Here is a 17613-nt window from a genome sequence, read left to right as displayed (position 1 = left end):
CTTGTTTAAAAAGGTTATGTTTTTGGGCTTTTTTTATCTTTAGCGTGTAGAATCAAGTTCAATTCAAATTTAAAGGCAATATGATGGGTACTGTAACTCTCACTAATAATGAAACACATGAAAGTTTTGATTTTGATCTAATAAAATGTACTAGAGGGCCAGACGCTATAGACTTTAGCAAACTTTATGAAAAAGCAAAGATTTTTTCCTATGATCCAGGTTATGGGTCAACTGCCGCCTGTGAAAGCACTATAAGTTATATAGATGGAGCAAAAGGTGAACTTTACTATAAAGGAATCCTAGTTCAAGACCTAGTTAATAAATACCACTTTACAGATATATGTAAATTTTTAATAAGTGATGATGACTTCTTGCCAAAGACTGCTGATGAATCTAAACTCTTTGACCTTGAGTTAAGACACAGAAGCTTTTTGCATAGAAGACTAAAAGATATATTTAATGTTTTCCCAGATAAAGCCCACCCTATGGCTGCTTTATCTGCCATAGTAAGCGTATTAGCAACTGTTTATCATGAGCACGTAAGACTTAATCTTCCAGATAGTGAAGAAGAAGATGCTTACCAAGTCATGGCAAGAAGGATAATAGCTAAGATTCCAACCATGGTTGCTTACTGCTATAGAAACTCAGTTGGCGCACCTTTTATAGATCCAGATATAACTAAACCTTATGTAGAAAACTTCTTATATATGTTAAGGGGCTATCCTTATGGCAGGTTGAAGCAGACTTTAAAAGGCGAAGAAGAGATAAGTCCACTTGAAATCCAAGCACTTGATAAGATTTTTATCCTTCATGCAGACCATGGGCAAAATGCATCTACTACAACTGTTAGAAACGTAGCAAGCACAGGCGTTCATCCTTATGCTGCTATAAGTGCTGGTATTAACGCACTTTGGGGACCATCTCACGGTGGGGCTAATGAGAGCGTACTTTCTCAGCTTAAAATGATAGGCGATGTGAAAAATGTAGATAAGTACATAGACATGGCAAAAGATCATAATAATCCTTTCAGACTTATGGGCTTTGGACATAGGGTTTATAAAAACTATGACCCACGAGCAAAAATCCTAAAAGGACTAAAAGATGAGCTAGCAAGCAAAGGTATTAAGATGGATACTAGACTTAGCGATATAGCTGATAAAGTAGAAGAAGTAGCACTTCATGATCCTTACTTTATAGAGAAAAAACTATATCCAAACGTAGACTTTTACTCAGGTATCATCTTAAGCGCACTTAAGATTCCAACTGAGCTTTTCACACCTATCTTTGCTATAGGTAGGATGCCGGGTTGGTGTGCACAACTACTTGAGCATATGAAAAATCCAAAAGCTAGAATCACTCGTCCAAGACAGGTTTACTTAGGTAAGTAGTGAAGCGCGCATTAATTGATGCATTAAACTATAAGCTAGGCTTTTAGCTTATAGGCCTTACTTGTCCTCCTATAAAGCCCTTTTGTATCCATAAGGGCATATGCTAAAATCTTAAAAAATCTATTATTAAGTTTTATGGAATCTAGATTCTATAAAGTAAAGCTATAAGTCAAAAAAAGAAGTATTAAGATGTTTGAAAGTTTAATGGTTTATCTAAGAAGTAAAAGTTTAAAAGAGCTAGTTATATTTTATGTGCTTAGTTTGGCATTTTTGTTAGTACTATCTTCTAAGTTTGATTCTTTATTGCAGCAAAAGTTTAACTATTTCTTTCATGATGAAAAAATAAGTTTAAAAAGCGATACAAAAAGTATAGATTTAGAGGCAAAGTTAAAAACTTTTATGCCGACTATTTTGCAAGATGTTATTTTGTTAAACAACTGTAAAGAATCTTTTTGCAGTGCTAAAAAGATAGATTTATCTCCAACTTTAAGCATACAAACTTATGAGCTAAACTACGAAGGAAGCCTACAAGACGCTATGGAAGCACTAAGAAAGCTTGAAAATCTTAACTTTGTTTACATTAGCCATTTAACTACAAAGAAAGATGGTGATATGATAAAAGTTAGTCTTAGATTTATTTTATTATAAAGCCTTTGGTGCTTAATCCCTTCAGTCCTTAAAGGATCGAACTTCTGTTATAATCTAGACTTACATATCACGTATTTACGCATAAAGGCAATAGATGCTCGATTGGATGCAGAGGCATAAGAAATATCTAGTTATTACCGTTTGGATTAGTGTTATTGCATTAGTAGCTGCTGGTGTTGTTGGCTGGGGGGCAAATGCTTTTAGTTTTGGTCACCCAGGGTCAGTTGCTAGGGTGGGTGATATCTACATATCAGATGAAGAGTATCAAAATGAGTATCAAAACGTTATGAGTACCTTTTCACAACATGGAAATCAGATAGATGATGCAGAAGCTAAGTCTTTAGGTCTTGATAAGGTAGCACTTGATAGGCTTATTAGCGAAGCTTTGATTCGCTCTTATGCTGAAAAACTTGGCATAAAAGTAACTCCAGAACAGATTAGAGGCTACTTACAAAACATACCAGAGTTTCAGACTAATGGAGTTTTTGATCCTCAAAAGTATAAAGAGTATGTAGCTAGCACTCATAGAAAGCCAAGTGATGTAGAATCTCAAATAGCAACTGAACTTTTAAGACAGACTATGATCTCAATTAGCCTTTTTCCAGCTTCTAGCTATGAAGTAGATGCTTTTTTAAGTGCTTTTAATATAAAAGATGAGTTGCAGCTAAAGTATCTAGATGCTAGTAATATAAAAGTTAGCGTAAGTGAAGATGAAGTTAAAAAGTACTGGGAAGGTCATAAAAACGCTTATACCACTCCAATAAAATATAAGGTTGCTTATATAAATATTAATGCAGATTCTTTGCCTATAACTGATGCTGAGATACAAAAGTTTTATGAAGAAAATAAGTTTAAGTATCTAGATTCTAATGGAGAAGTTTTACCTTATGATGAAGCTAAAGATAAAGTCATATTAGATGCTAAAAAGCAGCTTGCTAGCAACCTTGCAAAGTTTGCAGAAGTCTATTTAAAAACTGCTGATCTTTCTAAGACAAAAGAAGAAAATCAAAACGATATGAACTCTATTATAGATGCAAGCTCTTCAGAAATAAAGGCTTTAAAAGATGCAAGGGATAATGGTGTAGATATAGCAAAAGGCTCTATAAAAGTGCATGCCTTAAGCTTTGATGAAAACACTAAAGCCCTTGTGCCAGCTATCATAACAGAGTTAGATAAGATGCATACGACTAAGGCTAAGCTTTTAGAGCCACATGTTAATAATAACTCATATATAACTATGAGTATTTTAGATTCCAAAGATAAAGAGCCTTTAAGTTTTGAGTTAGCTAAAGATGCAGCAAAAAAAGACTTGATAGTAAAAAAAAGGGCAAGCTATATTAAAGATGTGGCTAATAAAGAGCTAAAAGATACAAGCGGACTTATAGACTTTGGGTTAGTAAGTGCTGCTGATGCAGGCAAGATTAATATAAATGGGTTAAGTAAAGATGACATTAATGTAGCTTTGAGGAATATTTTTCAGTCATATAATAAAAAAGGCATAGTGTGGCTGGCAAATAATACTAAAGCTTTGATTTATAATATAAAATCTCAGCAACTACCAAGTTACTCAGAGCTTATGCATCTGGTTAATTCAAATGGTAGTGAGCAGGTTCAGCAGTTAAAAACCTCTATGATTTTAGATTCTTTGATACGATATGCTGAGCTGCATAGTAAAGTTACTAGATATTAGGAGTAAATTTTGAGTAGAGTTATTTTAGGCATAGATATTGGGTCTACCAAGATTTGTTCTGTTATTGCAGAAGTCAATTCTCAAGGTGCCCATATTATAGGAACTGGTATCTCTAGGTCACAAGGGATAAGACGAGGTGCGGTAGTTAATATAGAGCAAGCTAGTAAGGCTATAAGAAGCAGTATTGAAGATGCTAAAAGGATGGCAGGAGTTGATATATCAAAAGCTATCATCTCTTTATCTGGAGCGTATACTAAAAGCTATATAAACTCTGGCGTTATTAATGTGAGTAATTCTGAGATTGACTTAAAGATTATAGATAGGGCGATTGATAATGCACTATATGTAGCACAGATACCAAATGACTATGAAGTTATACATATCTTGCCTTTTAGATTTAAGCTAGACAACCAAGATGATGTAGAAGATCCTTTAGGTATGATTGGTGCTAGGCTTGAAGTTTTTGTGCACATAGTTACGGCACAAAAAGCAAGTATAGAAAACTTAAGACGTGCTGTTAGGCTAGCTGGGGTTGATATAGAGACTATGGTGCTTTCATCTTATGCCGCAAGCATTGCAGTTTTAGATGATAGAGAGAGAGAACTTCCAGCAGTTGCTTGTATAGATATGGGTGCTAGTACTTGTGAGCTTATGATTTATAATGGAAACTCTATGAGATACAATGACTTCTTAGGGGTTGGGTCAAGTTATATAACTAATGATATAGCCACCATCCTTGGCACTTCTTTAGCCGTAGCAGATGAGATAAAGATAAAGTATGGCAATCTTATCCCTAGTGAAAGTGAAAAGCAAGGTGCCTTAGAGGTTCCAAGTATCGCAGATGAGAGAGAGAAAAAAGAAGTAAGGCTTGATATAGTTCAAGATATCATAAGCACTAGGGTTGCAGAAACTATTACCATACTTAATAAGTCTTTAGAAAAAAGTGGATTAAAAGATGTCATCTCAGGCGTAGTTTTAACTGGAGGCATGGCTAATCTTCCGGGCATGAGAGAGTTTGCTTCAGCTCTTTTTAGAACTTTTTCAGTAAGAGTAGCAAAGCCTATAGAAATAGGCGGCCTTTTTGATAATCTTAAAGATCCAGATAGCTCAGTTGCAGTGGGTTTAATACTTTATGGTTCAGGAAAGTTTACTAATTATGAAAAAGATTATCAAAGAAATATTAAAAGCAGGCATACTGATCTAAATATGTTAGAATCTGATCCAGTACCGACTGGTGCACCTTTAGGGGAGTTTGAGGTGGATTTATCCAACCTAAATCAAAAAGTCGGGGGAGAAGAAAAGATAGAAATTGACATAAGAGAAGATGTACAAGAAGCAAAACGAGATGGATGGTTTAAAAGATGGATTACAAACTTATTTTAATAAATAGATTTTATAGGAAGTGGATTGATGGATGATATAGTTTTAGAAGAAGTTGCACCTAATATGAATGCAAACATAACCGTAGTAGGCGTTGGAGGTGGCGGAAACAATATGATAAGCCACCTTAAAAGAACGGGGGTTAATAGCTCTGTGAAGTTAATCATAGCTAATACTGATGTTCAACACATGGCTAAGTGTAAGGTTGAAAACAAGATAGTTTTAGGTCAAAAGCTTACAAAGGGCTTAGGTGCTGGTGCCAATCCTGAAGTTGGCAAAGAGGCTGCTGAAGAAAGCTATGAGGGTATAAAAGAAGCCTTGCAAGGTTCAGATCTAGTAATAATATCTGCTGGTATGGGTGGAGGCACTGGGACTGGTGCCGCGCCAGTTTTTGCTAGGGCGGCTAAAGAAGTTGGTGCTTTAACTGTAGCTATAGTTACTAAACCTTTTAACGTGGAAGGAAGAAAGAAGTCTAAGCTAGCAGAAGAGGGCCTAAAAAGGCTTTGTGATAGTACAGATTCTATAGTACTAGTGCCTAATGAAAAACTTATGTCTGTGATTGGTAAAAACGTAGGTTATAAAGAGGGCTTAAAGCTAGTTGATGATGTACTATCAAGAGCAGTTAATGGCATAGTTAATATCATCTTAAAAAATAGCGAAGATGGTATGAATGTTGACTTTGCAGATGTTACTACTGTTATGAAGTATAAAGGTCTTGCTTTGATGGGTATAGGTGAGGCTAAAGGTGAAGATGCCGCTACACAAGCAGTTAGAGATGCTATAGAATCTCCTCTTTTTGATAGTATGTCTATAAAGGGATCTAAGGGAGCTATAGTTAACTTTGAGTTTAATCCTAACTATCCTTTAGTTTCTATCTCTGAGGCTATGGCTATAGTAGAAGAAGCAGCAAGTGAAGATGCAGATATCATCATGGGAACTATGACTACTGAAGATCTTGATATAGATGAAGTTAGAGTTTCTATCATAGCCACTGGTTTTGATGAAGAAAAAAAAGCTCCTGATACTACTTTGCAAACTGTGAGTACTGAGTCTGGTTCTGATATGGACAGTGTGTTACACAAGATGGTAAGAAAAGTTAGCAGTGGGGAAAACTTCGATGATGTGGACTTATCCCTTCCTTCATATCAACGCTATAAAAAAGACTAGCTTTTAAACTAGCTTATCCACAAATCACCATCTAGAAAAAGTAAGTCTCTTTTAAAAAGAGTGCTTATCTTTTTTGATTAAAACTTCTCCTAGCTTTTTAAAATTTCTTCTAAGACTTTTTACTTCTCTTAAGATTTAAAAGCATTTTTTAAAACCTTTCTTTGCAGGCATTAGATTTAAATTTTTGCTATTATGTATAAGCAGAATACCTATTTTTGATTTTTACAAAAGGATAGTTTATGTACAAAGACATAGAAGACATTATTAAAGTAGAACATAAAGTTCTTAGAGTTTTAGTCACTGGAGCAGCAGGTTTTATAGGTTCTAATATCTTAAACTACCTATCAAAAAACTATCCTTTGATGCGCCTAGTAGCACTTGATACTTTTGGAAGCAACAAGTTTCATCTAGGCTCTTTTAAAAATATAGAGTTAAGACCTAATATAGAAGTACTTTGCATGGATTTAAGCAAGAAAGAAAATCTTAAATATCTAGAGTCTAATTATAAATTTGATTGTATCTTTCATCTAGGTGCGATATCTGATACAACCTGCACTGACACAGAGCTAGTTATGGCTACAAACTATACTTCTTTTAGTTCTATCTTAGAACTTGCTAGCACCCATAGAGCAAAGCTTATCTATGCTAGTAGTGCTGCAGTTTATGGCAAGACTTCTTCACCAAACACAGTTGGTAAGGGTGAGATTCCAGAAAATATCTATGGTTTTTCAAAACTAGCTATGGATAATGATTTAAGACGTATAAATGCTAATAATGTAGTTGGTATAAGAATATTTAATGCTTATGGAAAGGGTGAGTACTTTAAGAAAAGCACAGCTAGTATGATTTTACAACTTGGCATGCAGGCTATCAACAAGGGTGAAGTAAGACTTTTTGAAGATGGAAGTCAAAGCAGGGACTTTGTATATATAGATGATATAGTACAAGGTTTTTTAAAAGCCATGTCGCCTAACGCCCAAGGTATATACAACCTAGCTACTGGGGTTAATGCAAGTTTTAATGATGTTATAGATGCTTTAAAATCCCATCTAGGAGATTTTAAGGTTACATATATACCTAATCCTTACCCCTTCTTTCAAAGTAAGACCTTAGCTGATACTGCTTGCTTTATCCCAGACTATAAGCCACTTTATGATATTAAAACTGGCATAAGTGCTTATATATCGGATATAAAAGCTTGTGCAAATCTTCAAAAGTTAGGATTATAGATGCAAACAAAAAGCATTTTAGTAATAGGCGATTTGATGCTAGATAGCTATATCTTTGGCAGTGTAGATAAGATCTCTCCTGAAGCACCAGTACCAGTGCTTTTGGCTAAAGACAAAAGTTTTAGTCTAGGGGGTGCTTGCAATGTGGCTAATAATCTTGTAGCACTTAAAACTAAGGTTAAGATTTGTGGCGTTATAGGTCATGATGAAAATGGTAAAAAACTTTTAGATATCTTAGAATCTAAAGGCATAAACACAGACTTAGTTTTTAAAGATGAAAGACCTACGACACTAAAATGCAGGATAGTTGCTAAGACCCATCAGATGCTAAGATTTGATGAAGAAAAGATCTTGCCTATAAGCAAAGAGTTAGAAGATAAGATCTTAGATGCCCTAAAATTAGAAAAAGTTGACTGCGTTATATTAAGTGACTATGCAAAAGGTGTGTTAAGTAAGTCTTTTGCACAAGCAATTATTTCTTTTTGTAATGCCCATAATATCTTGATTGTATGTGATCCAAAAGGCAAAGACTTTACTAAATATCTTGGTGCTACTCTCATAACGCCCAATATCAAAGAAGCAAGCTTTGCTACAGATATAGATATAAAAGATGACGAAAGTCTTAAAAAAGCACTAAATTATATGAAAGATGTTTGCAAGCTTAAGTATCCGCTAATCACTCTTAGTGAAGATGGTATAGGCTATATGAAAGATGGAATCTTTGCTAAGTCAAGGGCTAAGGCTCAAGAAGTCTATGATGTAAGTGGGGCAGGGGATAGTGCAATTGCCGCTATTGCTTTTAAGCTTATAGAAGATAGAGAAGATATAAAGCAAGCTTGTGACTTTGCCAATATAGCAGCAGCTATAGTTGTAGGAAAGTTTGGCTCTGCAGTTGCTAGCTTAGAAGAGATAGAAAACGCACTTAGCCGCTCCATAGTAAGTCATAAGATTTTAGATATAAACTCTCTAAAATATAGAATCTTAGGGAAAAAGATAGTTTTTACTAATGGCTGCTTTGATATCTTGCACGTAGGTCATGCAAGCTATCTTCAAAAGGCAAAAACTTTAGGTGATGTGCTAGTAGTTGGGCTTAATAGCGATGCTTCAGTTAAAAGACTAAAAGGCAAGGCACGCCCGATAAATAGTGAATATGATAGGGCTTATCTACTAGCAAGTTTGTCTTGTGTGGACTTTGTAGTGGTATTTGATGAAGATACTCCTTTAAAGCTTATAGAGGCTTTGCATCCTGATGTCTTAGTAAAGGGTGCAGACTATGAAGGCAAAGAAGTAGTAGGAAGCAACATCGCAAAAGAAGTAGTTTTGCTAGAGTTTATCAAAGATAAAAGCACGACTAATATAATTAATAAAATTAAAGGATAAAACATGTCAAATATACTAGAAGATAAAATCCAACAAGAGCTAGATAAAAACCTAGAAGCTATGCAAAAAGCTAGCCTTCTAAAAGGTCCCCTTGCAAACGCCGCTTCACTTTTAATAGATGTCTTAGTTCGTGGCAATAAGATCTTAATCTGTGGTAATGGAGGCAGTGCAGCAGATAGTCAGCACTTTGCAGCTGAGCTTACTGGTAGATATAAAAGAGAAAGAAGAGGCCTTCCTGCCATAGCTTTAAGCACAGATACTTCAGCTTTAACAGCTATTGGCAATGACTATGGCTTTAAGTATGTTTTTGCACGTCAAGTCGAAGCTTTAGCAAAAGAGGGTGACTTGCTGTTTTGCATCTCAACTAGTGGAAACTCTGAAAATATATTAGAGGCTTTAAAAGTAGCAAAGGCTTTATACTGCCCAAGCATAGGTTTAAGTGGTAAAGATGGTGGGTTTATGAGTGAGTACTGCAACATTAACCTAATAGCACCAAGTTCTGATACTCCTAGAATCCAAGAGCTACACATACTTTATATCCATATACTTTGTGAGCTTATAGAAGAGCACTTTGCAAACTGTGGTTGTAATAAATAGTAGGCTTTGCTTTAAAAACTAGCCTTTTTAAGCTATCTGCTAGCATTAAGTTTAAGGCTAGCAAAGTTTTAAAGCCTTAAGCTTTAAAGTTTTAAGTTAGGTGCTTTTAGATTCTATTTAAACCTTCTTTTTTAGCGACATTAACCACTGCTTGGGCGACATGAGGGGCTACTCTTTTATCAAAACTTGAAGGGATGATGAAGTCTTCACTTAACTCTTTTTCATCTATTATATTAGCTATAGCTTTAGCAGCTTCTATCTTCATGCTTTGGGTTATAACCTTTGATCTAGCATCTAGTACTCCACGAAAGATGCCCGGGAAAACAAGCACGTTATTTATCTGATTAGGAAAGTCACTTCTACCTGTTGCTACTACTTTAGCACCTGCTTTTTTGGCTAAGTCTGGCATAATCTCAGGCACTGGGTTAGCCATGGCAAAGACTATAGAATCTTTTGCCATAGAAGCTACCATCTCTTCATTTACAGTATTTGGTCCACTAACTCCTATTAATACATCTTTGCCCTTTATGATATCTTTTAGGCTTCCTTTTTCATTATGCTTATTAGTGATAGTTGCCATGTGCTTTTGTTCATCATTAAGCCAAGCTTCTCCTTTTGCTACAGCACCTTTTCTACCTACTAAGACGATGTTACCCACGCCAAAGTCAAGTAGAAGCTTAGCTATGCTTATACCTGCAGCACCCGGCCCTGATATAACTATATTTAACTCACTCATTTTTTTATTAACAACTTTTGCTGCATTTATTAGCCCAGCACAAGTAACTATGGCAGTTCCATGTTGGTCATCATGAAAGATTGGTATATCTAGTTCATCTTGAAGTCTTCTTTCTATCTCAAAGCATCTTGGCGCACTTATATCTTCAAGGTTTATACCACCAAAGCTAGGGGCTATATTTTTAATAGTTTTGATTATCTCTTCAGTATCTTTGGAATCTATACAAAGCGGTATGGCATCTACGTTTGCAAACTCTTTAAAAAGTATAGACTTTCCTTCCATAACTGGCATGGCAGCACTTGGTCCTATGTCGCCAAGTCCAAGCACTGCAGTGCCATCAGTGATAACTGCTATCATGTTACCTTTTGTAGTGTACTTATAAGCATTTTCTTTATCATCTTTTATAGCTAGGCAGGCAGCGGCGACTCCGGGTGTGTAAGCTAGGCTTAAGTCGTAGTTGTTTTCAACTTTCACTTTTGAAGTTATCTTAAACTTCCCTCTATTATTAGCGTGTAAATCTAGGCTTTTTTCATAAACTGTTTTTTCTGGTTTTTCTAAATCACTCATTTTTGTTTATCCTTTTTGCTGAAAATGTATAAATTTTACATTATTTTAAATTAATCTAAGTAAGTATCTTTGTTATTTTGTAACGTTTTTTATATGTTGTGGCTTTAAGAAACCAAAAAGGCTTAGTAGTAGATTCTAACTCTTAGTCCATAGTCTTTTTTTATGCTGAAAAATATACGCCAGCCATGAAGCTTAACTATCTCTTTGACTATAAAAAGCCCAAGACCTAAGGAGTGGTCACTTACTTCTTTTGAAGTTTTGGTTTTATAAAACTTTTTGCCTAGTAGTTTTAAAGAATCTTTATCTATCAAACTTCCATCATCATAGATCTCAAGAAAGCGTGACTTTATCTCTATGTAAACTTTTTTCTTAGCATGCTTGTTTGCGTTTTGAAGGAGGTTTATTAAGGCTTGTTCAAGTAAGATTTTATCAGCTAGAAGGGTTTTTGGAATCTTTTTTAAAACTACATTATCTTTACTAAAAATATTAAAACTTAGCTCTTCTAAAAGCTTATCAAGTCTTATGTTTTCTAAGTTGATATTTAAAAATCCCTGCTCTAGAGATGAAGTAAGAGAGAGTTTTGTAAGTATTAGATTTATCTTTTTGCTTCCATTTTCTATCTTTTGCAAGAAGGCATTTTGCAGTTTTTGCTCTTTTGAAAGCTCTTTGTTAGGAAGGCTTTCATCTTCTAGGGGAAGGGTGTTTTTAAGAGAGTGTACTGAAGCATTTATAATGCTTAGTGGGTTTTTTAGCTCGTGAGATATGGCGTGTAAGCTTTTTGCTTGTTTCTCGTTTAAGGCTTTTAGCTTTTTAGTTCGCTTTTGTATTTTTAAGTCTTGCTTTTCTAAGGACTTAGATATGGCTTTTAAGTCGGCACTAAAGGGGCTTTTTATAAGCTTTAAGTCATCATATCTTCTTGAGGCTAGGGCTTTTAGGTCATCTTTTATGGCAGTTATAATTTTTAGATTAAGGTTTGATTTTTTGATATAGATATAGCAAGTTACACTTAGTACTATACCTAGGATGCAAAAAAAGATTATCAGATAGACTTTTTGAAAAAGCACTAGTATTAAGATGATGCAAAATATAAGCGTGATTAGGGCTTGCAAGACTAGCAAAGCTTATAGCCTTCACTTCTAATAGACTTTATCTTTAAGTCTATGCCCTTATCTTTTAGCTTAGATCTTAGGCGCTTTATAGCGACGTTTACACTGTTTTCTTGGTAGTCTCTATTACCCCAGACTTTTTCTAATAAAAGCTCTCTTGTTAAGATTAGATTCTTATTTTGAAAGAAACATGCTATTAAGTTGCACTCTAAAGCACTTAGATCTAGACTTACTTTAGGACTACTTAGCTCTCTTGTGCTTAGGTTTAAAGTTAGATCTTTATATTTTAAAAGCTCGCTTGCAGGTGTGCTATATCTTCTTAGCACAGCTTTTATCCTAGCTAGTAACTCATCCATATCAAAAGGCTTGGCTATGTAGTCATCAGCAACCTTTAAGCCATCAACTTTATCTAGTGGCAGGCTTAGGGCACTTAAAAATATAGTAGGTATCATGTAGCCTAGTCTTTTTAGTTCTAGGATGAAGTTTAAGCCATTTTCATTTTTTAGATTCCTATCCATGATTATTAGGGCTACTTTTTCGTTTTCTATAAACTTCATAGCCATCTTAGTATCAAGTGTAACTGCTACTTGGAATCCTGCGCGCTCTAAGTTGTACTCTAGCAACTCTAGCAAGTCTAGTTCATCATCCACACATAAAATAAGATCCATAGTCAATCTTTCTTGATAAATTTTGTAATATTTTAGAGTAATTTTATAGTCATAATAGCCTATTACAATTTAAAAAGTTAAAATGAAACTTAAAGGAGACAGGCGTGCAGATTTTAAAAAAGGGAATTTTCAAAAATATGAGAGTTTTAAAACTTAAGCCTTTTAAAGTGCTTTTAGTTTTTCTTGTAGCTTTTATATCAAGTCTAAGCCTTGTGCAAGCTAGGGACTTACAAGGAGCAGGGGCGTCTTTCCCGGCTGATGTATATTATGCGTGGGTGGCTAACTATAGAAAGGTTATGCATAAAAATGTAAACTATCAATCTATTGGCAGTGGGGGCGGTATAAGGCAGGTAAAAGCGCGTGTTATAGACTTTGGTGCAAGTGATGAAGCCTTAAAAAGTGAAGACTTAAAGAAGGCTAACTTATATCAGTTTCCAACTGTTATAGGTGCTATAGCAGTTGTTTATAACATTGAAGGCATTAAAGATGGGGAATTAAAACTAAGCAATGAGGTTATAAGTGATATCTTTTTAAAAAAGATAACTAAGTGGGATGACCCGCGTATCAAGGCGTTAAATCCAAGTCTAAAACTACCAGATGCGGCTATATTTGTAGTTCATAGAAGTGATGGAAGTGGCACTACTTATAACTTCTCAAGCTATCTAGCTAGTATTTCTAAGGAGTGGAAGGATGTAGTTGGTGTTGGTAAGTCTTTGCCTTGGCCAACAGGAGTAGGCGCAAAGGGTAATGAAGGCGTAAGTCAGATTCTAAAACAGACTAAAAACACTATAGGCTATACTGAGTTAAGCTATAAAGTATCACTTAATCTAAATGCTGCTAAGCTTCAAGATGGAGTACAAAAAAACTATGTTTACCCAAACCCTAAGTCTATAGAACTAGCTGCTAGTAATGCCACTTTTAGTGCATCTAATGACTTTAAAACCTCTCTTATCTCTATCAAAAAAGAAGGTGCTTATCCAATCACTAGCTCAACTTTTATCCTCCTACCAAAGCACTCAAACCGATCTCCTAAAGTGAAGGAGTTTTTTAGATTTAGCTTTGAGCAAAGTGCAAATATAGCTAGTGATATGGGCTTTTTAGTCATACCTAAAAAGGTGCAGGATGAAGTTATGGAGTATCTTAAGTTTTAAGTAGTGAACTAAGGCTTTTAAAGCCTTAGTTTTTTAAAAAGCAGAGGTTATATTAAAGATATAGAATCTAGTTTTTATCTTTATCTATAAGCTTTCCTTTAGAAATATGAGGCATGGAAGCCCTTAGCTTTTTGCCTACTTTTTCTATAGGGTGATTTTCAAGCATATTACGCTCTGCATTCATCCTAGCGTAGTTTGCTTTTTTCTCTAAGATAAAGTCTTTAGCAAACTTACCATCTTGGATATCTTTTAAGATATCTTTCATAGCTTTTTTGCTTTGAGAGTTTATAACTCTTGGCCCACTTACCATATCACCATACTCTGCAGTATTAGATATAGAGTATCTCATATCAGCTAGACCACCTTGATAGATTAGATCTACTATAAGTTTTAGTTCATGTAAGCACTCAAAGTAAGCCATCTCTTCAGGGTATCCTGCTTCTACTAGTGTTTCAAAGCCTGCTTTTACTAAGCTAGTAAGTCCACCACAAAGCACAGCCTGCTCACCAAAAAGATCAGTTTCAGTCTCATCTTTGAAAGTAGTTTCTATGATCCCACTTCTTCCACCACCTATGGCTGAAGCATAGCTTAGGGCTACTTCTTTTGCGTTATTTGCACTTACATCTTGGTGTACTGCTATTAAGTCTGGGATACCACTTCCGTTTACAAACTCATTTCTAACAGTGTGACCAGGTGCTTTAGGAGCTATCATGATAACGCCTACTCCTTTAGGAGCTTTGATCTGACCATAGTGTACATTAAAGCCATGGGCAAATGCTATAAAGTTGCCATCAACTAAGTTTGGTGCTATATCTTTTTCAAAAACTTCAGCTTGAAGCTCATCAGGTATTAGCATCATAACTATGTCAGCATACTTGCTAGCTTCAGCAACGCTTAGCACTTTAAAGCCTTTATCGCTTGCTTTTTTAGCACTTTTAGCACCAGCGTGCAGCCCTATAACCACGTCTACTCCGCTATCTCTAAGGTTCTCAGCGTGGGCGTGACCTTGAGAGCCAAAGCCTATGATGGCTACTTTTTTACCTTTGATGATGTCTAAGTTACAGTCTTTGTCATAATATATTTGCATTAAGTTGATCCTTTTTTCGAATGGAATGTTATATTATAATGAACATTTATGTGAAAATTAGAGGTAAACAATGCAAAAATACAATGAACTAAATGCATTATTGCTAGATGCTATAGAGATATCAAATACTAAGCTTAGAGCACAGTTTGAGGCTTTTAGCAAGGCTTTAAGTTTGTATAAAAACGATTCCTTAGAGCTACAAGACACTATAGCTAGCATTAGTAATGGCGATGATATGCTAGCTATCATAAAAGCTTTTTCTTTGCAAAACATACTTCTAAACACTTATGAAGAGCTAAAGTTCTCAAAAGAAGACTGTATATCATCTTTTAAAGAAGTCTATGCGAACTTGGAAAAAGAAGGATTCCAAAAAAGTCACTGTGATAGGCTTTTAGAAAAGATAAAGTTTTACCCAGTCTTTACTGCCCATCCAACAGAATCTAGAAGGAGAACCTTCCTAGAAGCCCACCAAGAGATAAGTAAAGAGCTTGCAAATATCGAAGAATACAAGCTTTTAGATACTCTTAAGGCAAAAGAGCTTTTAGAAAAAAGCTATAAAAACATTAAGTACAGGCTTCACTTACTTTGGAAAACCCACCTAGTAAGAAGTGAAAAGCTTGAAGTACTTTTTGAGCTTGATAACCTCTTATACATTGTAGAAAGTAGCATCTTACCTTCAGCTTTAAAAACCTTAAATGAAGTCTCAAACATACTAGAAGCCCCACTTAGTGTCTCTCCTATAAAGCTAGGAAGTTGGATAGGAGGAGATAGGGATGGGAATCCAACTGTGACTAATGAGCTTTTTACTAAGGTTATGAAAACCCAACATGAGCTAATAATAAATATCTATATAAAAGAGATTAATAAGCTTATACGCGAGCTTTCCATATCAGTTGACTTTTGTAAGCCTAGCAAGGAGCTTTTAAAATCTTTGCAAAAAGAAAGAAGCTATCTTGATACAGATTCTTTAAAGCTTTTTGATAGGGAGCCATTTCGTGCAAAGCTTAGTCTTATAAAGCTAAAGCTTAGAAACCACCTCTTAAAAGTGAATGTGCCTAATACCATAGACTTTACTTATGAAACCCCAAAAGAGTTACTAGAAGATATAGATATGCTTATACACTCTCTTGATGACTTGGCTAATATGAGGCTTAAAAGTTTTAGGAATCTTGTCTTGCTTGGAGGATTCCATCTAATGGAGCTTGACTTTAGAGAGCATAGAGACTTATATATGGAAGCAGTAAGTGAGGTCTTTTGTATGCAAGGCTTTGCAGATAGTGACTTTTTAAATCTTAATGAAAGCAAACGCCAAGAAGTACTTAATGTGGCTTTAAGAAAGCCACCAGTTAACCTAAATATGATTCTTTGGGAGGTAAGCCAGCCTACAAGACGCGTTTTAAATGCCTTTTTACGTATAAGCTGGGCTAAGCAAACTATAAGTAAAAACGTCCTTAAGTCAGTCATCATCTCTATGACTAAAGAGCCTAGCGACATGCTAGCTGTGCTGTGGCTAGCATATGCTAGTGGACTTTGGGAGAGAGGAAAGGTAAGGCATAGTGAAGGTGGTGATGTGACCATTAAAAAAGGCAAGGCAAAAATCCATATAACTCCTCTTTTTGAAACTATAGATGACCTTGAAAGGGCACAAGATATCTTAGAAGTGCTTTCTCAAAATAGCCACTATGGACAGTACCTAAAAGACTGCGATATGGAACAAGAGATAATGATAGGTTATTCGGATTCTAGTAAAGATGGAGGGATCTTTACTTCTAACTTCTCTTTGAATAAAGCCATTTATGACCTAATGAAACTTGAAAATAGACTAGGGGTAAGATTCTTACTCTTCCATGGTAAGGGTGGGAGTATAAGCCGTGGAGGAGGTCAGCTAGAAAGTGCTTTGATGGCCTTCCCAACTGGAAGTGTAGGCACTACTTTAAAAACTACTGAACAAGGTGAGGTTATAAGCTCAAAATACTTAAATGAAAACATAGCCTATAACAACTTTGAATCAACCCTCTCAACCCTGCTAAAAAAAGTGGTGATAGATAACTACTGTAAAAGCGAACATAAAAGAGATTCTATAAATAGTATGAAGCCTTACTGCAATGTTGATCCTTATATGGTAAGACTTGAAGAGCTTTCTCGTATGTCCTATCTAGCTTATAGGAATCTAGTTTATGATACAGATGGTTTTGTAGAGTACTTTAATGCTGCTACTCCTATTGAGTTCATCCAAAAGCTTAATCTTGGCTCACGCCCTTCAAAACGTAAAAACTCTAAAAGCATAGAAGACTTGCGCGCCATCCCTTGGGTTTTTGCTTGGACACAAAACCGCTGCATAATCCCAGCTTGGTATGGTCTAGGAAGTGCTTTAAGTGGGCTAAATGATAAAAAAATGCTTCAAGAGTGCTATCAAAACTCGATATTTTTTAAAACGACTATAGATAACATCGCCCAAGGCTTTTTAAAAGTAGACATGGATATAGCTAAGCTTTATAATGACTTCGTAGGCGATATAGCTACAAAAACTGTCATATGGAATAAGATAAGTGATGAGTACGCTAAGACTAAAGAGTGGCTACTTTATGTTAGAGATGAAAATGAGTTGCTTGAACAGCAAGCTGATCTTCGTGAGACTATCATGCTACGCATGCCTAATCTTAGGGCTTTAAACTTACTGCAAATAGAGCTTATAAAACGCTATAAAACTGCAAAGTATGAAGGTCTAAAAACTAGTCTTATAGAGCAAATCCATAGCACCATAGTAGGTATAGCCCAGGGTGTTAGAAACACTGGATGAGGTTATAAGCCTATAAAGC

At 35.4% G+C, this 17613-nt stretch carries 14 protein-coding genes; 10 read left to right on the top strand and 4 right to left on the bottom strand.

What is annotated here, in order from left to right:
- The first annotated feature begins 83 nt into the window (after positions 1 to 83).
- The 8 genes from BKH40_RS02870 to gmhA all read left to right on the top strand — a co-directional run bounded on the left by BKH40_RS02870 (position 84) and on the right by gmhA (position 9479).
- Positions 84 to 1388, top strand: coding sequence for a citrate synthase (locus BKH40_RS02870; RefSeq protein WP_095276792.1), 1305 nt, complete (start codon positions 84 to 86; stop codon positions 1386 to 1388).
- 189 nt (positions 1389 to 1577) lie between these two features.
- Positions 1578 to 2036: a hypothetical protein gene (locus BKH40_RS02865; protein ID WP_095276790.1), complete on the top strand. Its 459-nt coding sequence runs from the start codon at positions 1578 to 1580 to the stop codon at positions 2034 to 2036.
- Between the two features lie 94 nt (positions 2037 to 2130).
- The gene (locus BKH40_RS02860) at positions 2131 to 3726 is read left to right on the top strand and encodes a peptidylprolyl isomerase (protein ID WP_095276789.1); all 1596 of its coding nucleotides are present in this window, start codon (positions 2131 to 2133) and stop codon (positions 3724 to 3726) included.
- 9 nt (positions 3727 to 3735) lie between these two features.
- Positions 3736 to 5109, top strand: a complete 1374-nt coding sequence (gene ftsA, locus BKH40_RS02855; RefSeq protein ID WP_095276787.1) for a cell division protein FtsA — start codon at positions 3736 to 3738, stop codon at positions 5107 to 5109.
- A 27-nt stretch (positions 5110 to 5136) separates the two neighbouring features.
- The gene (gene ftsZ / locus BKH40_RS02850; RefSeq protein ID WP_095276785.1) at positions 5137 to 6273 is read left to right on the top strand and encodes a cell division protein FtsZ; all 1137 of its coding nucleotides are present in this window, start codon (positions 5137 to 5139) and stop codon (positions 6271 to 6273) included.
- Positions 6274 to 6512: 239 nt separating this feature from the next.
- Positions 6513 to 7502 carry an NAD-dependent epimerase/dehydratase family protein gene (locus BKH40_RS02845; protein ID WP_095276784.1) on the top strand — a complete coding sequence of 330 codons (990 nt, stop codon included), beginning with the start codon at positions 6513 to 6515 and terminating at the stop codon, positions 7500 to 7502.
- A complete protein-coding gene (rfaE2, locus tag BKH40_RS02840) occupies positions 7503 to 8882 on the top strand; it encodes a D-glycero-beta-D-manno-heptose 1-phosphate adenylyltransferase (protein WP_095276782.1) in 1380 nt (459 codons plus the stop codon).
- Between the two features lie 3 nt (positions 8883 to 8885).
- Positions 8886 to 9479: a D-sedoheptulose 7-phosphate isomerase gene (gmhA, locus tag BKH40_RS02835; protein ID WP_095276780.1), complete on the top strand. Its 594-nt coding sequence runs from the start codon at positions 8886 to 8888 to the stop codon at positions 9477 to 9479.
- 106 nt (positions 9480 to 9585) lie between these two features.
- Here gmhA and BKH40_RS02830 read toward each other — a convergent pair whose 3' ends face one another.
- From BKH40_RS02830 to BKH40_RS02820, 3 genes are all read right to left on the bottom strand, one after another.
- Positions 9586 to 10782 carry an NADP-dependent malic enzyme gene (locus tag BKH40_RS02830; RefSeq protein ID WP_095276779.1) on the bottom strand — a complete coding sequence of 399 codons (1197 nt, stop codon included), beginning with the start codon at positions 10780 to 10782 and terminating at the stop codon, positions 9586 to 9588.
- 122 nt (positions 10783 to 10904) lie between these two features.
- Positions 10905 to 11900 carry an ATP-binding protein gene (locus BKH40_RS02825; RefSeq protein WP_095276777.1) on the bottom strand — a complete coding sequence of 332 codons (996 nt, stop codon included), beginning with the start codon at positions 11898 to 11900 and terminating at the stop codon, positions 10905 to 10907.
- Entirely contained in the window at positions 11894 to 12556 is a 663-nt protein-coding gene (locus tag BKH40_RS02820) for a response regulator transcription factor (RefSeq protein WP_095276775.1), read from the bottom strand. The genes BKH40_RS02825 and BKH40_RS02820 overlap by 7 nt, the downstream gene beginning before the upstream one ends.
- Before the next feature lie 104 nt (positions 12557 to 12660).
- Between BKH40_RS02820 and pstS the strand changes: the two genes are divergently transcribed.
- Entirely contained in the window at positions 12661 to 13707 is a 1047-nt protein-coding gene (gene pstS / locus BKH40_RS02815; protein WP_095276773.1) for a phosphate ABC transporter substrate-binding protein PstS, read from the top strand.
- Between the two features lie 67 nt (positions 13708 to 13774).
- On the opposite strand, the gene ilvC is transcribed toward pstS, so the two are convergent.
- Positions 13775 to 14794, bottom strand: coding sequence for a ketol-acid reductoisomerase (ilvC, locus tag BKH40_RS02810; protein ID WP_095276772.1), 1020 nt, complete (start codon positions 14792 to 14794; stop codon positions 13775 to 13777).
- 70 nt (positions 14795 to 14864) lie between these two features.
- Between ilvC and BKH40_RS02805 the strand changes: the two genes are divergently transcribed.
- The gene (locus tag BKH40_RS02805; protein WP_095276770.1) at positions 14865 to 17594 is read left to right on the top strand and encodes a phosphoenolpyruvate carboxylase; all 2730 of its coding nucleotides are present in this window, start codon (positions 14865 to 14867) and stop codon (positions 17592 to 17594) included.
- Positions 17595 to 17613 lie beyond the last annotated feature (19 nt).

The organism is Helicobacter sp. 11S02629-2, from assembly GCF_002272875.1.
GTDB lineage: Bacteria > Campylobacterota > Campylobacteria > Campylobacterales > Helicobacteraceae > Helicobacter_I.
This window is presented reverse-complemented; position numbering and strand designations above follow the sequence as displayed.